This window comes from Couchioplanes caeruleus (genome assembly GCF_003751945.1).
GTDB lineage: Bacteria > Actinomycetota > Actinomycetes > Mycobacteriales > Micromonosporaceae > Actinoplanes > Actinoplanes caeruleus.
In genome coordinates, this window is the sequence record NZ_RJKL01000001.1 from 384,792 (window position 1) to 400,559 (window position 15,768).

Annotated in this window: 16 protein-coding genes and 4 pseudogenes; 8 read left to right on the plus strand and 12 right to left on the minus strand. The window is 67.7% G+C overall.

Annotated elements, in window-relative coordinates; all coding sequences use genetic code 11:
• The first annotated feature begins 680 nt into the window (after nt 1-680).
• A complete protein-coding gene (locus EDD30_RS41345; RefSeq protein WP_280526119.1) occupies nt 681-1,244 on the plus strand; it encodes a sugar O-acetyltransferase in 564 nt (187 codons plus the stop codon).
• A gap of 117 nt (nt 1,245-1,361) precedes the next feature.
• Here EDD30_RS41345 and EDD30_RS01900 read toward each other — a convergent pair whose 3' ends face one another.
• Nucleotides 1,362-1,832: a hypothetical protein gene (locus EDD30_RS01900; RefSeq protein ID WP_071809716.1), complete on the minus strand. Its 471-nt coding sequence runs from the start codon at nt 1,830-1,832 to the stop codon at nt 1,362-1,364.
• A gap of 177 nt (nt 1,833-2,009) precedes the next feature.
• Here EDD30_RS01900 and EDD30_RS01905 point away from each other — a divergent pair, with 177 nt between their 5' ends.
• Nucleotides 2,010-2,396 carry a hypothetical protein gene (locus EDD30_RS01905; RefSeq protein WP_071809737.1) on the plus strand — a complete coding sequence of 129 codons (387 nt, stop codon included), beginning with the start codon at nt 2,010-2,012 and terminating at the stop codon, nt 2,394-2,396.
• Between the two features lie 124 nt (nt 2,397-2,520).
• Here EDD30_RS01905 and EDD30_RS38130 read toward each other — a convergent pair whose 3' ends face one another.
• Nucleotides 2,521-3,057, minus strand: coding sequence for a hypothetical protein (locus EDD30_RS38130; protein WP_143163055.1), 537 nt, complete (start codon nt 3,055-3,057; stop codon nt 2,521-2,523).
• On the opposite strand from EDD30_RS38130, the gene EDD30_RS01915 reads away from it, so the two are divergent.
• On the plus strand, nt 3,043-3,294 hold the full coding sequence (locus EDD30_RS01915; RefSeq protein WP_143163054.1) for a hypothetical protein: 252 nt from the start codon (nt 3,043-3,045) through the stop codon (nt 3,292-3,294). The two genes, EDD30_RS38130 and EDD30_RS01915, sit on opposite strands and share 15 nt — an antisense overlap.
• Nucleotides 3,295-3,809: 515 nt before the next feature.
• Here EDD30_RS01915 and EDD30_RS01925 read toward each other — a convergent pair.
• Nucleotides 3,810-4,259 carry a MarR family winged helix-turn-helix transcriptional regulator gene (locus EDD30_RS01925; protein WP_211278061.1) on the minus strand — a complete coding sequence of 150 codons (450 nt, stop codon included), beginning with the start codon at nt 4,257-4,259 and terminating at the stop codon, nt 3,810-3,812.
• A 146-nt stretch (nt 4,260-4,405) separates the two neighbouring features.
• Between EDD30_RS01925 and EDD30_RS01930 the strand changes: the two genes are divergently transcribed.
• The 4 genes and pseudogenes from EDD30_RS01930 to EDD30_RS40225 all read left to right on the plus strand — a co-directional run.
• On the plus strand, nt 4,406-5,950 hold the full coding sequence (locus EDD30_RS01930) for an MFS transporter (RefSeq protein ID WP_244945069.1): 1,545 nt from the start codon (nt 4,406-4,408) through the stop codon (nt 5,948-5,950).
• 85 nt (nt 5,951-6,035) lie between these two features.
• The gene (locus tag EDD30_RS01935; RefSeq protein WP_071809713.1) at nt 6,036-6,959 is read left to right on the plus strand and encodes an NADP-dependent oxidoreductase; all 924 of its coding nucleotides are present in this window, start codon (nt 6,036-6,038) and stop codon (nt 6,957-6,959) included.
• A 206-nt stretch (nt 6,960-7,165) separates the two neighbouring features.
• Nucleotides 7,166-7,600 carry an AMP-binding protein gene (locus tag EDD30_RS01940; protein ID WP_280526209.1) on the plus strand — a complete coding sequence of 145 codons (435 nt, stop codon included), beginning with the start codon at nt 7,166-7,168 and terminating at the stop codon, nt 7,598-7,600.
• Nucleotides 7,531-7,716 (plus strand): annotated as a pseudogene (locus EDD30_RS40225) (hypothetical protein); the annotation flags it as partial. The gene EDD30_RS01940 and the pseudogene EDD30_RS40225, both read left to right, overlap by 70 nt.
• Here the strand turns inward: EDD30_RS40225 and EDD30_RS01950 are convergent.
• The 7 genes and pseudogenes from EDD30_RS01950 to EDD30_RS01980 all read right to left on the minus strand — a co-directional run bounded on the left by EDD30_RS01950 (nt 7,713) and on the right by EDD30_RS01980 (nt 13,377).
• Nucleotides 7,713-8,150, minus strand: a complete 438-nt coding sequence (locus EDD30_RS01950; protein ID WP_071805085.1) for a chemotaxis protein CheW — start codon at nt 8,148-8,150, stop codon at nt 7,713-7,715. The pseudogene EDD30_RS40225 and the gene EDD30_RS01950 overlap by 4 nt on opposite strands.
• A gap of 344 nt (nt 8,151-8,494) precedes the next feature.
• Nucleotides 8,495-8,845 (minus strand): annotated as a pseudogene (locus EDD30_RS41895) (ATP-dependent DNA ligase); the annotation flags it as partial.
• Nucleotides 8,846-9,186: 341 nt separating this feature from the next.
• Complete coding sequence (locus EDD30_RS01960; RefSeq protein ID WP_084556345.1) at nt 9,187-9,795, minus strand: class I SAM-dependent methyltransferase; 609 nt, start codon at nt 9,793-9,795, stop codon at nt 9,187-9,189.
• Nucleotides 9,796-9,933: 138 nt separating this feature from the next.
• Nucleotides 9,934-11,490 carry a transposase gene (locus tag EDD30_RS01965; protein WP_123678022.1) on the minus strand — a complete coding sequence of 519 codons (1,557 nt, stop codon included), beginning with the start codon at nt 11,488-11,490 and terminating at the stop codon, nt 9,934-9,936.
• A 339-nt stretch (nt 11,491-11,829) separates the two neighbouring features.
• Nucleotides 11,830-12,057 carry a hypothetical protein gene (locus tag EDD30_RS41900; RefSeq protein ID WP_244945070.1) on the minus strand — a complete coding sequence of 76 codons (228 nt, stop codon included), beginning with the start codon at nt 12,055-12,057 and terminating at the stop codon, nt 11,830-11,832.
• Nucleotides 12,058-12,086: 29 nt separating this feature from the next.
• Nucleotides 12,087-12,899 (minus strand): annotated as a pseudogene (locus EDD30_RS41905) (transposase).
• A gap of 16 nt (nt 12,900-12,915) precedes the next feature.
• Nucleotides 12,916-13,377, minus strand: a complete 462-nt coding sequence (locus EDD30_RS01980; protein WP_123678023.1) for a GNAT family N-acetyltransferase — start codon at nt 13,375-13,377, stop codon at nt 12,916-12,918.
• Nucleotides 13,378-13,780: 403 nt separating this feature from the next.
• Here EDD30_RS01980 and EDD30_RS01985 point away from each other — a divergent pair, with 403 nt between their 5' ends.
• Nucleotides 13,781-14,422 carry an MBL fold metallo-hydrolase gene (locus EDD30_RS01985; RefSeq protein WP_123678024.1) on the plus strand — a complete coding sequence of 214 codons (642 nt, stop codon included), beginning with the start codon at nt 13,781-13,783 and terminating at the stop codon, nt 14,420-14,422.
• A 355-nt stretch (nt 14,423-14,777) separates the two neighbouring features.
• Here the strand turns inward: EDD30_RS01985 and EDD30_RS01995 are convergent, their stop codons facing one another.
• Together EDD30_RS01995 and EDD30_RS02000 are read right to left on the minus strand one after the other, a co-directional pair.
• A complete protein-coding gene (locus EDD30_RS01995; protein ID WP_143162638.1) occupies nt 14,778-15,179 on the minus strand; it encodes a hypothetical protein in 402 nt (133 codons plus the stop codon).
• Nucleotides 15,180-15,594: 415 nt separating this feature from the next.
• Nucleotides 15,595-15,729, minus strand: a pseudogene (locus EDD30_RS02000) (helix-turn-helix domain-containing protein); the annotation flags it as partial.
• Between the last annotated feature and the right edge of the window lie 39 nt (nt 15,730-15,768).

A 15,768-nucleotide genomic window follows, 5' to 3' on the forward strand; every position in this document is an offset into this window, starting at 1 on the left:
GCACCTGACGACTGAGGATACGGACGCGGGTTCGACGGCAAAGCGAGCACGGCGGCGCAACTGGCCTGTTGATACTGGTGGTGTGAACCTTCGTCCTGAGACGTGGCATTACGGGCTGGCCGTTCTTCTGGCGGTGGTTGGCAGCTTCGGGGTACTGGCCGCCGCGATTCGCACCAAAGCCGGTCACTTACCGGGTCCCGGTAAGTACTGGCCGCTGCTGCTCATGCTGCTCATGTGGACGGGTGACGCGGCAGCAGGCGATGGCCGGCCACCGTTTGAGCGAGTGGGGAAGGGAGCAATTGCCCTTCTGCTGTGGACCAGCCTCGTTGTCGCTGTCGTCCGTCGGCGACACCATCGGGGCGGGGCAGCGCTCGCCCGTTCGGCACCGGGCTCGGACCAGCCGAAAGGACACGGCGCATCGACGCCTACTCACCATCAACTGCCTTGAATTCACAGGTTACGCCGCCGCGCCAGCCTCTGCCGCGCAAGCCATGACCGTCATACGACGCACCACTGTGTGGGATCGCGTGAGCATGTACTCACACAGAGGGGAGCCAAGAGCTCGCGCCGGCGAGCCGGAGGTGAGCACACGCAGCGTGATCCCTGAGGTGGCAGCCAGCGCGCACGGGCGGCGGCAGATGAGGAAGTCAGTCGTTGACTCGCCGTGCCAACATCGGCTCGTGCGCAACGAGCGACGCCTTCCGACACGGACGCCCGAATCACGAGCATTCGCGGAACGGGTGCAGATCGTCATGAAGCTGACATCCCGCCTCAATATGCTGCCGTTCGACGATCTCGACGCACGCCGTACGATGCTGACAGAGATCTTCGGACGGCCGGTCCCTGATTCGCTGTCCATCCTGCCCCCATTCCATTGCGACTACGGGCTGGGCGCTACATTCGGCGAACGTGTCTTCATCAACCAGGGATGCTTCTTTCTCGACTTCGGGGGCATCACCATCGGAGACCGCGTCCTTATCGGTCCCCGCGTTACTCTGAGCACCGCCGGACACCCCGTCGAACTCGATGAGCGGCGCGAATTCATCACGCATGCGCCCATCGTCATCGAAGACGACGTGTGGATCGGCGCGGCAGCCACCGTCACCCCGGGAGTGACGATCGGTCACGGCTCAGTCGTCGGCGCGGGCGCCGTTGTCGCCAAGGACGTGCCGCCGCTGAGTGTGGTAACGGCAACCACGATCGTCGAGAGAAAACGCCTCAAGCCGGCCTCCGCCGCACCGTGAAAGTTGTCGCCCTTCCGCGTACAGCGCCCGAAAAGGCTGCGGGCCGGCGACCGCGCAACCCCTGACCGTTAACCACGGCAAACCTCAGCACGTGCGGATCGCGGCGGATCCGGACGCCTACGGCGCCTTCTGGTGCAACTGGCCTACTCGAATTTGCACCAGCCCATCGTCCTCCCACTCCTGCCGGGAGTGAGGTGGAGCTAGCTCCACGCCCGCACATCCGGCCGGAGACGCGAACTCAGCGCGCAGGTGCTCGATCAAGGCGCGGGCCTGTAGTTGGACATGCGCAGAGCCGTCCGGATCGTCGATGCTTAGGCCGAGCACTGCGGCCCCCTCACGCGTGATCGTGAGAATTGCTCCGTAGTGCGTACGTGCCTTCACGTACAGCGAAAAGCCGTCGCCGAGCGCATCGCCGCGTCTGAGATCAGCGAGAGCCGCTCGATCGTCATCGCTCGCAGCGTTCTCGACATAGACACGGCTGAAGGCGGCGAGCCGGTCATCGCCTGGATCCTCGCGGTTAACGTAGCGTTCGATGAATTGGTGGAGAAGGCCCGCGTCGGGGCGAGGCAGCCAAACGTACACGTCCATACAAGGCGGCATCCGCGGATCTTACGGGCGTGGCACGCATGTTCCCGCTACTCGGCACGAGCCGGCACCGGTCAGCGTAGGCTGCCGTAACGCTGTGTAGCGCGCGACTTGCGGCCATCAGCGGACGTCCAGGAGGCGGCGATAGACCCGTCCTGCCGTTCAGCGATCATGAACCGCATGGAGGACCAGCAGGCGCCGCAGTCGGCCGAGGCTGAGGCGAAGGTCATCACGCTCTGCGGCTCGACCAAGTTTGAGGCTGAGTTCGCGAAGGTCAACCAGCGGCTCACGATGGAAGGTTGCGTCGTGATCAGCCTCGGAATGTTCAGCCTCCCCGATCTGCCGGACTACGACTGGACAGCCGACAGCTCGGACCTGAAGGGGCGGCTCGGCGGCGTGCACTTCCAAAAGATTCGCATGGCTGACGAGGTGTACATCGTGGATCCGGGCGGCTACGTAGGTGAGTCAACCCGACGGGAGATTGCCTACGCGGAGTCGCTCGGCAAGCCGGTTCGGTATCTGAGTCGCGAGCGCTTGGCGCGAACGGGAGACGGCCCCCCAGAGTGAGTCCGACCGGGCGGTCCGCTCATCGGCAGAAGTGCGCCTCCGCGCGAGGGGTCGGCGCTGCCCTACGGCGAGTGACGGCGGACGGACGTCGGCGAGTGCTCAGCGGCGAAATGAGCACGCCGCGTCAGCCCTCGGGGCGAGCCAATAGGCTGATCTCGTGGAACAGCCCGGCCCCAGATTCGTTGCCGCTTTCGTCCGTTGTGTCGCCGTGCTTGCCCTGGAGGGCGACGCGCAGATCGCTTGGCTCGGAGAGAAAGGTCTCCCACTGGTGGACGAGCTGGCGCTGGAGTTTGACGACGGTTTCCGGCTGGTACCGACCTTCATCGAGCGTGGCTGGTTGAACGCCACGGCGTTGCCCGTACTGGCCGAGATCGACCAACACCTCAGTTTCATGAGCGGAGAGCACAACGCCGGCCTGTGGCAAGTCGAGGCCTTGGCCAGGAGAACGGAATGGAATCAGGTCAGGATGTTGGCAAGGACAGCATTGACTCTCCTGGCCTGATCGACGCACTACTTTCGGCAGATCAGGCAGCAGGCGGCCGATCACGGCGTGTGTCGGCCTGCGCTGCTCGCCGTGCACGGACGGCGGCAGAAGAATACGCCCGAATGGGACCGGGCCTTCTTCGGTCTGCGCGATGCTCGATACATGGCCGATCAGCATGGACAACGCGACTGGTACTGCGTTCGTACGGTGCTGCAGTTTGGCAGGCCCGACCTGAGCACCTACGAGGAGCGGCTGACTCTATGGGCGGCTCCCGACTTCGAGACGGCTGTCGAGGCCGCCGAGTCCGAAGCCCATGACCATGCCGGTTCGATCCCCGGGTGCGTCTTCATCGGTCTCGCTCAGGCGTATCGCTTGCCGGAATGCCCCGGTCACGGCATCGAGGTCTTTTCCTGATGCGAGACAGCGCCCTCGCCCCGGACGCCTACCTCACCACCTTCCTCGACACCGGCACCGAGCGGAAAGCCGGCATCCCTGGCAGTTGATTGCTCCGACGCCTGGCCGATACCAAGCGGCCGATTCCGCTCTCGGCGGCAGATCAGCGCACCTGAACGTTGCAGGACACCGTGATCAAGGTGTCAGGCGTACGACGGCCGGAGTGGATCCAGCAACTCCGTGACGCGACCGCGATCGAGCACTTCAATCAACGCCTCAGTCCCGCCTTCGATCTTGACGCTAGCTCGTCCGGATGCAGGGGGATGAGGGCGAGTAAGGCGATGCGGATGCCGTCGCCAAGTCTCGCAAGCCGCTTCCATAGCTGGCGCGAGAATTGGCCGGCTGAGCTCAGTCTCTGCCGTGGCTGTCACCGTCACGATGACGCCGATCCGAACGCGGAAAGCCGGGAGGTCACCGCACCACCATGCACGCCCATGTCGTCGGCCGGCCACCGGCCAGAGCGGACCACCGGGCGGTCAGCCGCGGTGGTCCAGGGAGGCTCGCAGGCGCTGCAGCAGGTCGGTCAGGAGGACGCGATCGGCGGCACTGAGGTCTTCCAGCGCCTGGTGGGTGGCCTGCATCTCGGCGCGTACCCGCCGGACGACGTCGGTGCCGGCGTCGGTGCGCACGACGTTCTTGATCCGTCGGTCGTCGGGATTCATCTCCCGGCGCACGAGTCCACGGGCCTCCAGCCGGTCGACGATGCCGGTGATGTTCGAGGCGTCGCAGACCAGGCGCTCGGCGAGCTGTCGCATGGGCAGCGGCTGACGCAGCTGGCTGAGCAGCTTCGCCTGCATCGGGGTGAGGCCGTGGTGCGCCGCGGCCGCGGTGAATTCCTGGAAGTAGGCGGTGCTGGCCACCGCGAACAGCTCCATGAGCTGCAGGGTGGTCGGTGCGGCTGATGCGGCCGAAGAGGAGTGGCTCACGTCGCAAGCGTAGAACAAAAGCTTGACGACCTCAACCATAGAGGTTTACCGTCGATTTGCTTGAGGAGATCAAGTTTCCAACTCATCAAGTATCCGCTGGCGGGCGTGGACCTGGCCAGACACAGCCTGCGAAGGGATACGGTGCAGTGCAACTGCCCTCCTCCGGCGTCCGGTCGCGACGCGGCGGTGACACCGCGTTGATCCTGGCCCTCGGTGTGGCAACGATGATCGTGTCTGCGATGCAGACCCTCGTCGTGCCGATCCTCGGCCTGATCCAACAGACGCTGCACACCACCGCCGGGAACGTCAGCTGGGTAACCACGGCAACTCTGCTCTCCGCAGCCGTCTTCACCCCGCTGCTCGGCCGCCTCGGCGACCAGTACGGCAAGAAGTCCACCCTGGTCGCCGTCATGGTGGTCATGGTGGCGGGCAGTGTGCTGGCCGCGACCACCCATTCGCTGGGCTGGTTGATCGTCGCCCGGGTGCTGCAGGGCGCCGCCACGGCGATCTTCCCGCTCGCCCTGTCCGTGCTGCGCGAGGAGGTGCGTCCGGAGCGGCTGCCCGGCGCCATGGCGCTGATCAGCGGCACCCTGGCCTTCGGCAGCGGCCTTGCCCTGGTCTTCACCGGCCTGCTCACCCGCGGCCCCGAGGCGGATTACCACCGGGTGTTCTGGCTCGCCACGGCGCTCGCGGTCCTCGCCCTCGCCGCGGTGGTCTGCCTGGTTCCCGCCACGGGCTCGCGCACCGGCGGCCGCGTGGACGTCCTCGGGGCGGTGACGCTCGCCGCCACCCTGCTCCTGCTCCTGCTTCCGATCTCCCAGGGACAGGCGTGGGGTTGGACGAGCGCGCGGACCCTCGGCTGCTTCGCTGGCTCGGCGCTGATGGCCGCCGTGTGGGTACTGGTCGAGCGCCGGGTGCGCGAGCCCCTCGTCGACCTGCGGATGTTCGTCTACCGCCCGGTGCTGTTCACCAACCTGGCCGGGCTGTTCGTGGGCTTCGGCATGTTCACCCAGTTCATCGGCGTGTCCTACCTCGTGCAGATACCGTCCTCGCTCGCCGGTTACGGATTCGGCGCCTCGGTGCTGCGCGCATCGGTGCAGTACCTGTTGCCGGCGACGATCGTGTCGTTGTTCGCCGCGCAGTTCGCCGGCGCGCTCGTCCGCCGGATCGGCACCCGGTCGACCCTGGCTCTCGGCGCGGCGGCCGGCGCGGGCGGCTTCGCCTCCCTGACCGTGGCGCACGACACCCCGGCTTCGGTCATCGGCGCCGGCATGGCGATCGGCGCCGGCATCAGCCTCGGGTACGCCGCGATGCCCGCGCTGATCATGGCGAGCGTGCCGCTGCATCAGAGTGGCATCGCCAACGGCATCAACTCGATCTCCCGTACGGCGGGCAGCTCGATCGGCAGCGCCGTGGTCACCTCGTTGCTCGCCGCGAACACCATCGCGAACCTGCCGGCCGGCGTGCCCGCACTGCCCGCCGAGCGGCAGTTCACGATCAGCTTCGCTATCGCCGGGGTTGCCTTCGGCCTGGTCGGGGTGATCTGCCTGGTCGGTCTGCGCACCGCGCCGGCTCCGCAGGCAGGCGAGGTCGCGGGCGACGGCGCGGGCGCCGACCTCACGGCGGACGTGGAGCCGGGCCAACCGGGCACCCCGGCCGACCTGGAAGCGCCGGTCGCCGCCCGCGCATGACGTGCGGGCCGCTGCGCCCCGCCCGCCCGACCGCACCGTGATCTGCACACCAGACAAACACACCACTACACCAAGGAGAACCACCATGAAGGCCATCACCTACCGCACCTATGGCGGCCCGGAAGTCCTGGAATACCGCGAAGTGTCGAACCCGAAGCTGGGCCCGGACGCCGTCCTGGTCCGCGTGAAGGCCGCCTCCGTCAACCCGGTCGACTGGAAGATCCAGGCGGGATACCTGGACGGCTTCATGGACGCCGTCTTCCCCGTCATCCCCGGCTGGGACGTCGCGGGCGTGGTCGAGGAAGCCGGTGTCGGCGTCACCGAGTTCGCCCCGGGCGACGAAGTGATCGGCTACGTCCGCGAGGACTTCGTCTCACGCGGCACCTTCGCCGAGTACGTTGCCGCCCCGATCCGCACACTCGCCCGCAAGCCCGCGAACCTCAGCTTCGAGGAGGCCGCCGGCCTCCCACTGGCCGGCCTCACCGCGTTCCAGTCACTGACCCGGTCCCTGCAGGTCCGCGACGGCGACACCGTGCTGGTGCACGCGGCGGCCGGCGGCGTCGGCTCCCTGGCCGTACAGATCGCCAGATCGCTCGGCGCCCGGGTCATCGGCACCGCGGGCGAACGGAACCACGCCTACCTGCGCGGCCTCGGCGCCGAACCGGTCGCGTACGGCGAGGGCCTCGCCGACCGGGTCCGCGCCCTCGCGCCGCAGGGTGTGGACGCCGTGCTCGACCTCGTCGGCGGAGAGGCCCTGAAGGTCTCGCCCGGGCTGCTCGCCACGGGCGGCCGCCTGGCCTCGGCCGTGGACGGTGCCGTGCTCGGGCTCGGTGGCCAGTATGTCTTCGTGCGACCCGACGCGGGCGACCTGGGAGCTCTCACCGAGCTCGCGGAGCGCGGAGAGTTGCAGGTGGAAGTAGCCGCCACCTTCCCGCTCCAGCAGGCTGCCGATGCTCAGCGGCTGAACCGCGAGGGCCACACCCGCGGAAAGATCATCGTCGTCCCCTGAGCCAGCGCGCCGGCGGGGTTGCGGCGTGCCGGTGCCGGTGTTGTCCGGCCGCGCAAGCACGGCGCAAGGCCTGCCGGCCATCCTCGGTGCGCAGCGGCCGCGCCGACCGCGGTTGGCGCTCGCGCGGCCGTTGCCCGACCCGGGCCTGGAGAAGACGGAAGGACGACGACGTGACCTCGACAGCCAGTACCCATCCAGCCACGGTGGTGGACCTTGTCGCCCAGCGCCGCGGCGGCCGGGGCACCCTGACGGTACTGGGTGGCGACGCCGTCGTTCGGTCGGTCACCTGGGCCGCCGTCCACGACCGGGCTCGACGGCTGATGACCCTGCTGCGCGGTCATGGCGTCGGCCCAGGCAGTCGGGTCGGCCTGCTCTCCGACACCGGCGTCGGGCTGGTCACCGCGATTCAGGGTGTCTGGCTGTCCGGTGCCGCCGTCACGATCCTGCCGATGCCGGTCCGGCGCGCGGACGCGGCGTACGTCGCGCACCTGCGGCGGACCATCGCCGACGGCCGGCTCGGACTCGTACTCGTCGGGGTGCCCCTGGCCGGGCTACGACCGGAGCTGGCCGCGGCTGGCTCATGCACCACCGCCGCCTGGTGCGCGACTACGAAACCCGGCCCAGCAACTCCGAAGCCATGATCACCCTTATCATGATCGACAACCTCGCTCGCCGAATCACCGACGAAACCACCCCAACCTGGAGAGACTCCCCACTACATAACACCACAAAATACGTTAATCAGGCGTCCTCTTAGGCCGTGACGCGGGCGGTGTTCAAGCACTCGGCGACGTCCAGCACCAGCAGCAGCGGACCTTCGGTCTTGTACGCGCCGGTGACCAGCGCCCGTGAGGGGCCGGTCAGTGTTGCCGGCGGCTCTTCGAACAACTCCACGTCCAGGTCGGCGACCTGCCCGATGCGGTCCACCAGTAGGCTCACCGGCTCGCCGGCGTACCGCACGATCACGTTCATCACCAGGCCGGACATGTCCCGGCGCGGAAACCCGAACTGCACACGCAGGTCCACCGCGGCGATCACCTGCCCGCGCAGATTGAACAGTCCACCGATCGCGTTTGGTGCCAGCGGCACCGGCGTGTACTCGCCGTACGACAGCACCTCCTGCACAGCGTCCACGTCCACGCCGAAGAACTGGCCGGCGACCTCGAAGGTGACGAACTGGCGATTGGACATGTGCGACTCCCGGGGGTGATGACCGCCGGGGGGAACATGCCGCGACGGATCGCCAGGATTATCGGAAGATCGAGTACCCGAACCAAGGAATCCGGCGTGATGATCGACGCGCACACCGGCCGGACGCCGGCTCGGCCACCTCGCCGACGACGATCGGTGGGCGTGCGTCATGCAGGCCCGCGCCGACTGGACCGGTTCGCGCCGTTGGCTACCGCTCGGAGGCGGCCACCGTGCCCTCCGCGATTGCCAGTCAGCTCGCCAGGTACTTCTTGAGATGAGCGATCCCCGCGGGTTCAGGCCGTCGGTCGTGCCCTGACCTCATCGAGAGGCTCCGGCACCCCTGCTCAGTCCGGAAGCCGCGCGGTCGAGGCGTCTCGATCTTCCAGAAGCCCGCGAAACGGGATGCCGCAGGTGCGTGCCCTGCCACGAGCGGTAACTGACCCGGGTGACGATCTGCGGGTCGACCCAGGTGCAGGCATCCGTCCTGGTCGTAGGCGCCGACCAGGAGCGCGCCGATGGTGCCCCGCAGCCGACCCTGACCGGGGAACCCATCCGCAGATCACCATCTCCGACTCCGACCTGATGACCGTCTTGATCCAGTCGCGGGAGCGTTGTCCGGGCCGGTAGGGCGCGTCGAGCCGCTTGCACACCACTCCCTCGAGGTGGTGCTCCTGCGCGGCGGCGTACACGGCGGCGGCGTTGTCGACGAAGCACGGCGGCGCCTCGACCCGCCGCCGTGCAGGCCCAGGCCCTCAAGCAGCTCGCGTCGCTGCTGGTACGGCAGGCCGGTCAGGTCCTGGTCGTCGAGGCGCAGCAGGTCGAACAGGTACACCGTCAGCGGCACGGCGCGCTGCCAGGGCGGCGGCCGGCGCGTGCACGCCGAAACGCCGCTGAAGGCGGCCGAAGTCCGGCGTATCCGCGCCGACCGGGTCCTGCGGCTACCGGCCCCGGCGTACGAGTACCACCCGTACGGCGGCCGTCCACCGAAGCACGGCGGCGAGTTCGACCTGAAGGACCCCGGGGACATCGCGAACAGTCAGGGTTGCAGGCGAGCGATCACATCGAAGACATGCCAGTGTTTCAAGCCGCTGTACGACTCTCCGGGGGCATCTTCCTCAACGAATCGAACGATATGGAGCCCGTCAAAGAGCGAACGTGCCGCAGCCTCTGTGAGGAAGGTCTCGCTGGGGTTCGATGCCCAGGAGTCGCGCTCGCCGAAGAGGTTCACTGCTAACCATGCACCGGGACGGAGGCTCTTGCGGATCATCGCCCAGATACGGGGGAAGTCTCGGGGTGCAAGATAGGGCAGGGAGTAACCGGCGTAGACCAGATCCACAGCGGGAAGCTCACCAAGGGTGGAAAGATCGTTCACTTCAATGGTGAGGCCGTCGCGGTCGCCGACCGTTCGCCACACGCGTTCGGGCGTGCCGGGAGCTGAGTCGATGGCATGAACCCGCCAACCGGCGCGCAGCAGAGTTGACGTTTCTACGCCCGCTCCGCACCCGATATCGAGTGCTGGACGACCCTCACCGTGGCCAGCGAGCGCAACAAGTTCCTCGCACAGGGGCCGAGGCTGTCTGTCGTGTTGGTCGTCGTTGTAAGCAGCCCAGTGTTCCTCGGTTCGCGCTACCACATACCTGATCATGCCTTACTCACCAAACACGGCCAGCGGCGGCAAGTTGACCAACAAGAGCCGGGTGGCCGCCCTGGACCTGGCCGGGAGGGTTTCGGTGCTTCGGCCGGTGTGGGGCGAGGCTGTCGCACAACGTTCGATCTTGGACTGTCAAGACGGACGTTTCGCGTCGTGGCGGAAGAGCTTGTTCAGGTTGTGCACGGCGCCGAGCAGCTTGATCTCGGCGTCGACGCTGGTCGCGCCGCGGTAGTGCAGATGGCGTCCGAAGCGTTGGAAGAGTTGCGCGAAGCCGGGCTCGACCAGGGCGCTGCGGCGGGCGTAGAACTCGCGGCCGGCGGGGGTGGCCAGGCGGGCGGCCATGTCGCGCTGACCGGCAGGGACGCTGGCGGGCTGCGGTGGGTGCGGGCTGTGTGTCTGGCGGTATTCCTGGGTGACCGATACAAACAGCGGAAGATCGTTTAGTGCTGCGAAGTTGGCGGCGCTGGCGTACCCGCTGTCGGCTAACCATGCTGCCACCTGGCCGTCTATGCCTGCGGCGGCGCAGTTGTGCTGGGTTCGTTTCACGACCGGGACCAAGGCGGTCATGTCCGAGGGGTTGTCCTGCAATTCGATGGTGAGCAGCAGTTGGTTGCGGGTGGAGGCGATCTGCACGTTGTAGCCCTGCACGTAGCCGCCGCGTTTACCGAGCATGAGCCGTGACTGGGGATCGGTGAGCGAGGCGCGGGTCCTCGGCGAAGGCGTCGGGTGGGGATTGCGGATGTTCTGCAGCCCTGCTTGTGCCCTGGCGAGCCGTTCCCGCTGGCGTAGCACTGAGGCTTTGGCGTGCAACGCCACCGGTGGGCGCCCGTTGGCGCGTTGGCGTCCTACGGCCTGGTCCTGCCGTGTCCGACGGGCGTAGGCCTGCAGCGTTGTCGTGTGAGCGGCGGTGACCGCGGCCAGCCGTTGCTCGGCTCGGGCCACCATGCGTTCGGCGGCCTCGACCTTGAGCTGGATCTCGCCCGACGACGGCAACGCCCGCTCATACAAGTTGTCCCGAGCTGTGCGGGCCCGTGCGATCCGGTCACCGAGGCGTGCCAATGGTCCCCACGACAGTTCGTTGCGACCTACTCGCCGCAAGCCTGCGGGCTGGGCCGACGCCGTCGTCGTATCCGGCGCCAGGCCCGTCATTGATCGGGCGATACGCGCCTCGCCGTCAGCGACAACGGCTTCCAACTGCTGCAGCGTGCGGTTCGACGAGCGGGCAGCGTTGGCGTGCATCGGCGAGCCGTCCACCGCGACCGCGGACAGGTCCACCATTCCTCGCCGGCCGCACAACGCCAGCACCTGAAGAAACAGCGACTCCAGGCGGTGGCGATGCCGACGCAGAAACCGCGCGATCGTGGCATGGTCGATTTGCTGGTTGGCCGCGATGATCCGGCAGCCCACATCGTCGAGGCAGGCAGCCTCAATCCGCCGTGACGAACGGATGCCCTTGCTGTAGCAGTACAACACCAACGACAGCACCACATCCGGTGGATACGCTGCGTGGCCCTGTCCATCGGCACGGTATCCGGCCAGGAACGCCGACAAATCCAGTTTCTGCACCGCCGCGAGCACCTTCCCGCACAGGTGCTGCGGTGGTAACCACTGCCGGACATCGGGCGGGAGCGAGAGAACGCGCTCACGATCGCAAGAGATGAAGTTGAACCTCACCCCATAGTCGACCATCTATGGCCATGAAGGCCCTGCTCCGACACGCCTTGACAGCCCAAGATCGAACGTTGTGCGACAGCCTCGCCGATGTCGGGCGGAGGTTCCGAAACCCTCGACGGACCCTCGCGGGGGTGAGCTGCCCCGTGGGAAGGGGCCGTTCCCAGGGGCGGCGGAGATCGGCCGTGAGTGGGCGGGCGAGGCGTAGCTGGGTGTAGGCGGCAATGACGAGCCAGGTCCAGCGGTCTGCCGCGGCGGGGTCGCGCAGCCTCGGTCTGGTCCGGCCGAGGGTCTGCTTGAACAGCCGGAACGTGTGCTCCAGATTGAATCGTCGCAGGTATGTCTGCCAGAGCCGGGTCACGTCGGCTTCGGTGAGGCCAGTACTCGACGACCACAGCCACATCGGTGGGGCGTCGCGTCGCCGGGCAGGTGCTCAGCCTGCAGGCGGATCAGGGTGCCCTCGATGACCGGGAGGGCGCCGTCGTGGTCCAGCCAGGCGGCGCGGTGAGTCAGCCGGGGATGCAGCCGATCCCACGCGTGGGCTTCCGCGTTGCCGTAGCTGGTGGTCGCGGTCAGGGTGGTCACCGCCGGGGTGGGCCAGGTGGCGGGATTCTTCAGGTCGAACTCGGTGCCGTGCTTGGGTGGGCGTCCGCTGGTTCCCGCAACGCGGGTTGGGCGGGTAGGCGCAGCACCCGGTCGGCGCGGATCCGCCCGCAGACCTCGACGGGCAGGTCACGCAGCACGTAAGCGAGGCGGGTCACGTCGTAGCCGGCGTCGCAGACGATCAGCATGTCCGGGTCGGACGAGGTGTGTTGCCCGGCGGCGGTCAGGCGTTGCACGACGGTGCGCAGCTGCGTTGCGGTGACAGCGGTCGTGTCGTCGGCAGGACCGAGCCGGACCGTGTCCCAGGACCGCCGTCCATGAGGTGCGGCCGGGTTCGAGGGCGGCGACGAACGAGTACGGCCAGCCCGGGATGAACTGAGCTGCACTCTTGGCCCGGCCGTACACGTGGCAGAACAGCCGGTCTGGGCTGCATGCCGCGTCCGAGCGCAGCCACGGGCTCACGTCCACCGCGAGCACGATCCGCCCGTCCGGGAACCGCGGCAGGGGCAGGCCGGTCAGCGTCGTGGCCGGTCGACGTCGATGCGCCCGCGGTTGAGGCCGTCGTACATCGCCCCGTGACCGCGCCGGTGTTCGGCTGTCAGCATCAGATCCACCAACGCCTTGACCGGCCCATCCACACAGAGCACCGCATCGGTCAGCTCGAACAACGCGTCCGCTCGGGCAGTCAGGCACCGGTAAAGATCGCGACGGAACCCGGACAGAGCAACGAGATCGGAGGCATGACCAGTCACGACTGACTGACGACCGTCGATACGACGGGAGTCGGGCCAGCCATCTGGCCGTGCAGCAAGACGGCGATACACGGCCAGTGTGCAGCGGTCAGAGTGCCCGGTCGAAGACCATCATGTCCTTGCCGGGTCCGTCATAACCTCCGATCGGTCCCGTCACCGTGAAACCCATGCTCTGGTGGAAAGCGATCGACCCGGCGTTGAACGGTGAGGTGATTGCCCCGACTCCGATGTTCCCGGCCGCTCGCGCGAGTGCGAAGAACTCCTCGTAGAGGCGCCGACCGAGCCCCGAGCCGCGAGCGGCGGGCGCAACGCCGACGAAGTGGATGTAGGCCCGGCCGGGTTGCGAGGGCGAGAGTACGCCGATGAGGAATCCCGTGAGCGCACCATCGGGGTCGCGCGCGACGAGGCTGGTGCGGTGGAAATGGTCGAGGAAGAGGCGCGGGAGCAAGCCGGTGACCTCGCGTCCCCACCAGTCGTCGATGACGGCGATGATCTCGTCGTAGTCCGCGGCTTCTGCGGGGTGCAACTCCACATCCATGACATTGAACATGGCCGCGATTAGATCAACTTTGTCGAGCGCGGTCAGCCGGCGCCTCCGGTAGCACCGGGGCGGCGTGACCGGCCTGCTCTGACGGACGCGTCCGCACAGCGGCCATTTTCATGCTGGTGCTGATCATCGAGCAGGCGCACCGCACCAGCGACCGGCTCACCACAAGCAGGGCACCACCCCGCCCCACCGGTCAAATAACAGGCTTAGCTTGGCGTTTGACCTCCGTTGCGGCCTGGCGTCGACAGGGACGCGGTCGTCGCCTTACTCAACCTCGACTGGCGTGACACGCAGTGATCAGGGCGCGGATGGAGCGGGTACCAACCGCGCGTTGTCCGCGGCAGATACGGACACTGCAGCGGATCTCACAGGTCAGCTCCGGCGCATGGGGTGCTACAAGGGAGCGATGGATCTGATCAAGTACGGCCACGCCTGTGTCCGCCTGGAGAAGGAGGGACGCGCGATCGTCATCGACCCTGGCGCGATGACACCCGAACCTGAGGCGTTGACAGACGTGGACACAGTGCTCATCACCCATGAGCACTTCGATCACTTCGAGCCCGAGCGGCTCCGGGCCGCCGCGGCGGGCAACCCCACGCTCGTCGTCTACACCTGTCCCGGCGTCGTGCGGCACCTGACCGATCTAGGCGACCAGGTTCGCGTGGTCCGCGACGGCGACGTGGTGCAGGTGGCCGGCTTCCAGTTACGGGCGGTCGGCGAGAAGCACCACCGCAGCCACCCGGACGTCCCACCTGTGGACAACGTCGGCTTCCTGGTCGACGACGAGGTCTTCCACCCGGGTGACGCACTGACCATGACGGACGCGCCGACACTGCTCATACCCGGCCAGGCACCATGGATGACCATCCCAGACATGATCGACTATCTACGCCGGATGGCGCCCCGACGTGCCTACGCCATCCACGACGGTCTCCTTAACGACTGGGGCCTCCAGGTACTCGACGGCGTACTGCGGACCGAGGCCGAGCGCATGGACGCCGACATCCGACGTCCGCTGCCCGGCGAGCGTGTTCGACTCGCCGGCTAGACGTACTGAACTCGGCAGAAGCGGATACTGTCCGAGGGGACCCGGTGCCATGGCGGCTGTAACGCACCGTCACGGGTTGGCCGATGGATGGTGGCACTTCGGCGTGGGTGGCGCCGCTCGAAGGGCCCGTTTCGCCCTCGCTGGAGACGAACGGCCGGCCATCCGGCGGCCGTCGGGGACGAGACGGGCGGCGATGTCCGGGCCGGTGGTGGCCGTGACACGCCGCATGGACGGCGCGGCGAGGGCGGGATCGGCGGCGACGCTCGCGGCAGTGGTGGGCGTGAGTGCGTCGATGCCGAGTGTAATCCCCGGACGGGACGGGCGGCAGCGTGACCGCCCGCCCCGCGCTGTGCTGCTAGCCGATCAGGTCGTAGTCGTAGGCGACGCAGGGTGTGGCGCTGAGCGAGTAGATGCCGGGCGCCGGAAGGTAGCCGTAGAAGATCAGGCCGTTGGTGCAGTAGACGAAGACGGTCGCGGGAATGACGACGGAACAGGAGAGCCACTGCGTCGCGCCGGTGACGCCCTCGAAGCTGCAAAAGCCGGGGAGTGCTTCGGTGCCGACACCGGCCTTGATGGGGCTGCTGCGCTGGACGGTCATCGGCCGGGCCTTGGCCGCGTCGGCCGCCGATAGCCCGGCCAGGACCGGACGCTCGGCGGCCGACGCCGCACCGGCGGTGATGGTCGAGATCCCGAAGAACGCCAGGGCCAAGACCAGAGCCACCAGCACGCTTCGTAGCCCGTTCCTCTGAGTGATCATGTGTGCCTCCTTGCCGAAGGTTTGCGGTTGCCCACAGCTTCGAAGGCCGCGCTGAATCCCGACTGGACCGCTATTGGACCGCTACTGGACGCGCGGTCAGCGGGTCCAGACCGTGCCGCGCGCTTCGTACCTGATGATCTCCTCCGCTCGCACCGCGATGGCCGCGCCGATCTCGTGCCGCACGAGGGTCGTCGACCGCGAACCTGACCCGCCGGCTGACCGGCGCCATCGGCTCGTGGCGTTACTGACGGATCGAGATGCTCACAACGTGCTTACGAACTTGTCCATGGCGCTGGCGACAGCCCTGACGTCCCCGCAGGTCCTTGGAGGTGGCTCGGGTGCGGTGACCTGCGTTTTGGTCGCTGGTTCGGGACCCACCTCGATCGGGTGGATGTTGAGACCCGTCGCCCAGACGTCATTGGTCTTTCGTAGTGGACGCCGGTGGCCGGTGTCGGACGGTGATCAGGTCGCTGGGTTGGCAGTCGAGCGCGTCGCAGAGTGCGGTCAGGGTGCTGAACCGGATGGCGCGGGCGCGCCCGTTCTTGAGGATGGGGCACCAGCCCCGCCGTCTGGCAGGGCGACCGCAACG

Coding starts and splice junctions, on each gene's coding strand:
- EDD30_RS01900 (WP_071809716.1), bottom strand. CDS start 1,832: ATGGACGTGTACGTTTGGCTGCCTCGCCCCGACGCGGGCCTTCTCCAC.
- EDD30_RS01905 (WP_071809737.1), top strand. CDS start 2,010: ATGGAGGACCAGCAGGCGCCGCAGTCGGCCGAGGCTGAGGCGAAGGTC.
- EDD30_RS01915 (WP_143163054.1), top strand. CDS start 3,043: ATGGCCGATCAGCATGGACAACGCGACTGGTACTGCGTTCGTACGGTG.
- EDD30_RS38130 (WP_143163055.1), bottom strand. CDS start 3,057: ATGCTGATCGGCCATGTATCGAGCATCGCGCAGACCGAAGAAGGCCCG.
- EDD30_RS01935 (WP_071809713.1), top strand. CDS start 6,036: ATGAAGGCCATCACCTACCGCACCTATGGCGGCCCGGAAGTCCTGGAA.
- EDD30_RS01950 (WP_071805085.1), bottom strand. CDS start 8,150: ATGTCCAATCGCCAGTTCGTCACCTTCGAGGTCGCCGGCCAGTTCTTC.
- EDD30_RS01960 (WP_084556345.1), bottom strand. CDS start 9,795: ATGATCAGGTATGTGGTAGCGCGAACCGAGGAACACTGGGCTGCTTAC.
- EDD30_RS01965 (WP_123678022.1), bottom strand. CDS start 11,490: ATGGTCGACTATGGGGTGAGGTTCAACTTCATCTCTTGCGATCGTGAG.
- EDD30_RS01980 (WP_123678023.1), bottom strand. CDS start 13,377: ATGTTCAATGTCATGGATGTGGAGTTGCACCCCGCAGAAGCCGCGGAC.
- EDD30_RS01985 (WP_123678024.1), top strand. CDS start 13,781: ATGGATCTGATCAAGTACGGCCACGCCTGTGTCCGCCTGGAGAAGGAG.
- EDD30_RS01995 (WP_143162638.1), bottom strand. CDS start 15,179: ATGATCACTCAGAGGAACGGGCTACGAAGCGTGCTGGTGGCTCTGGTC.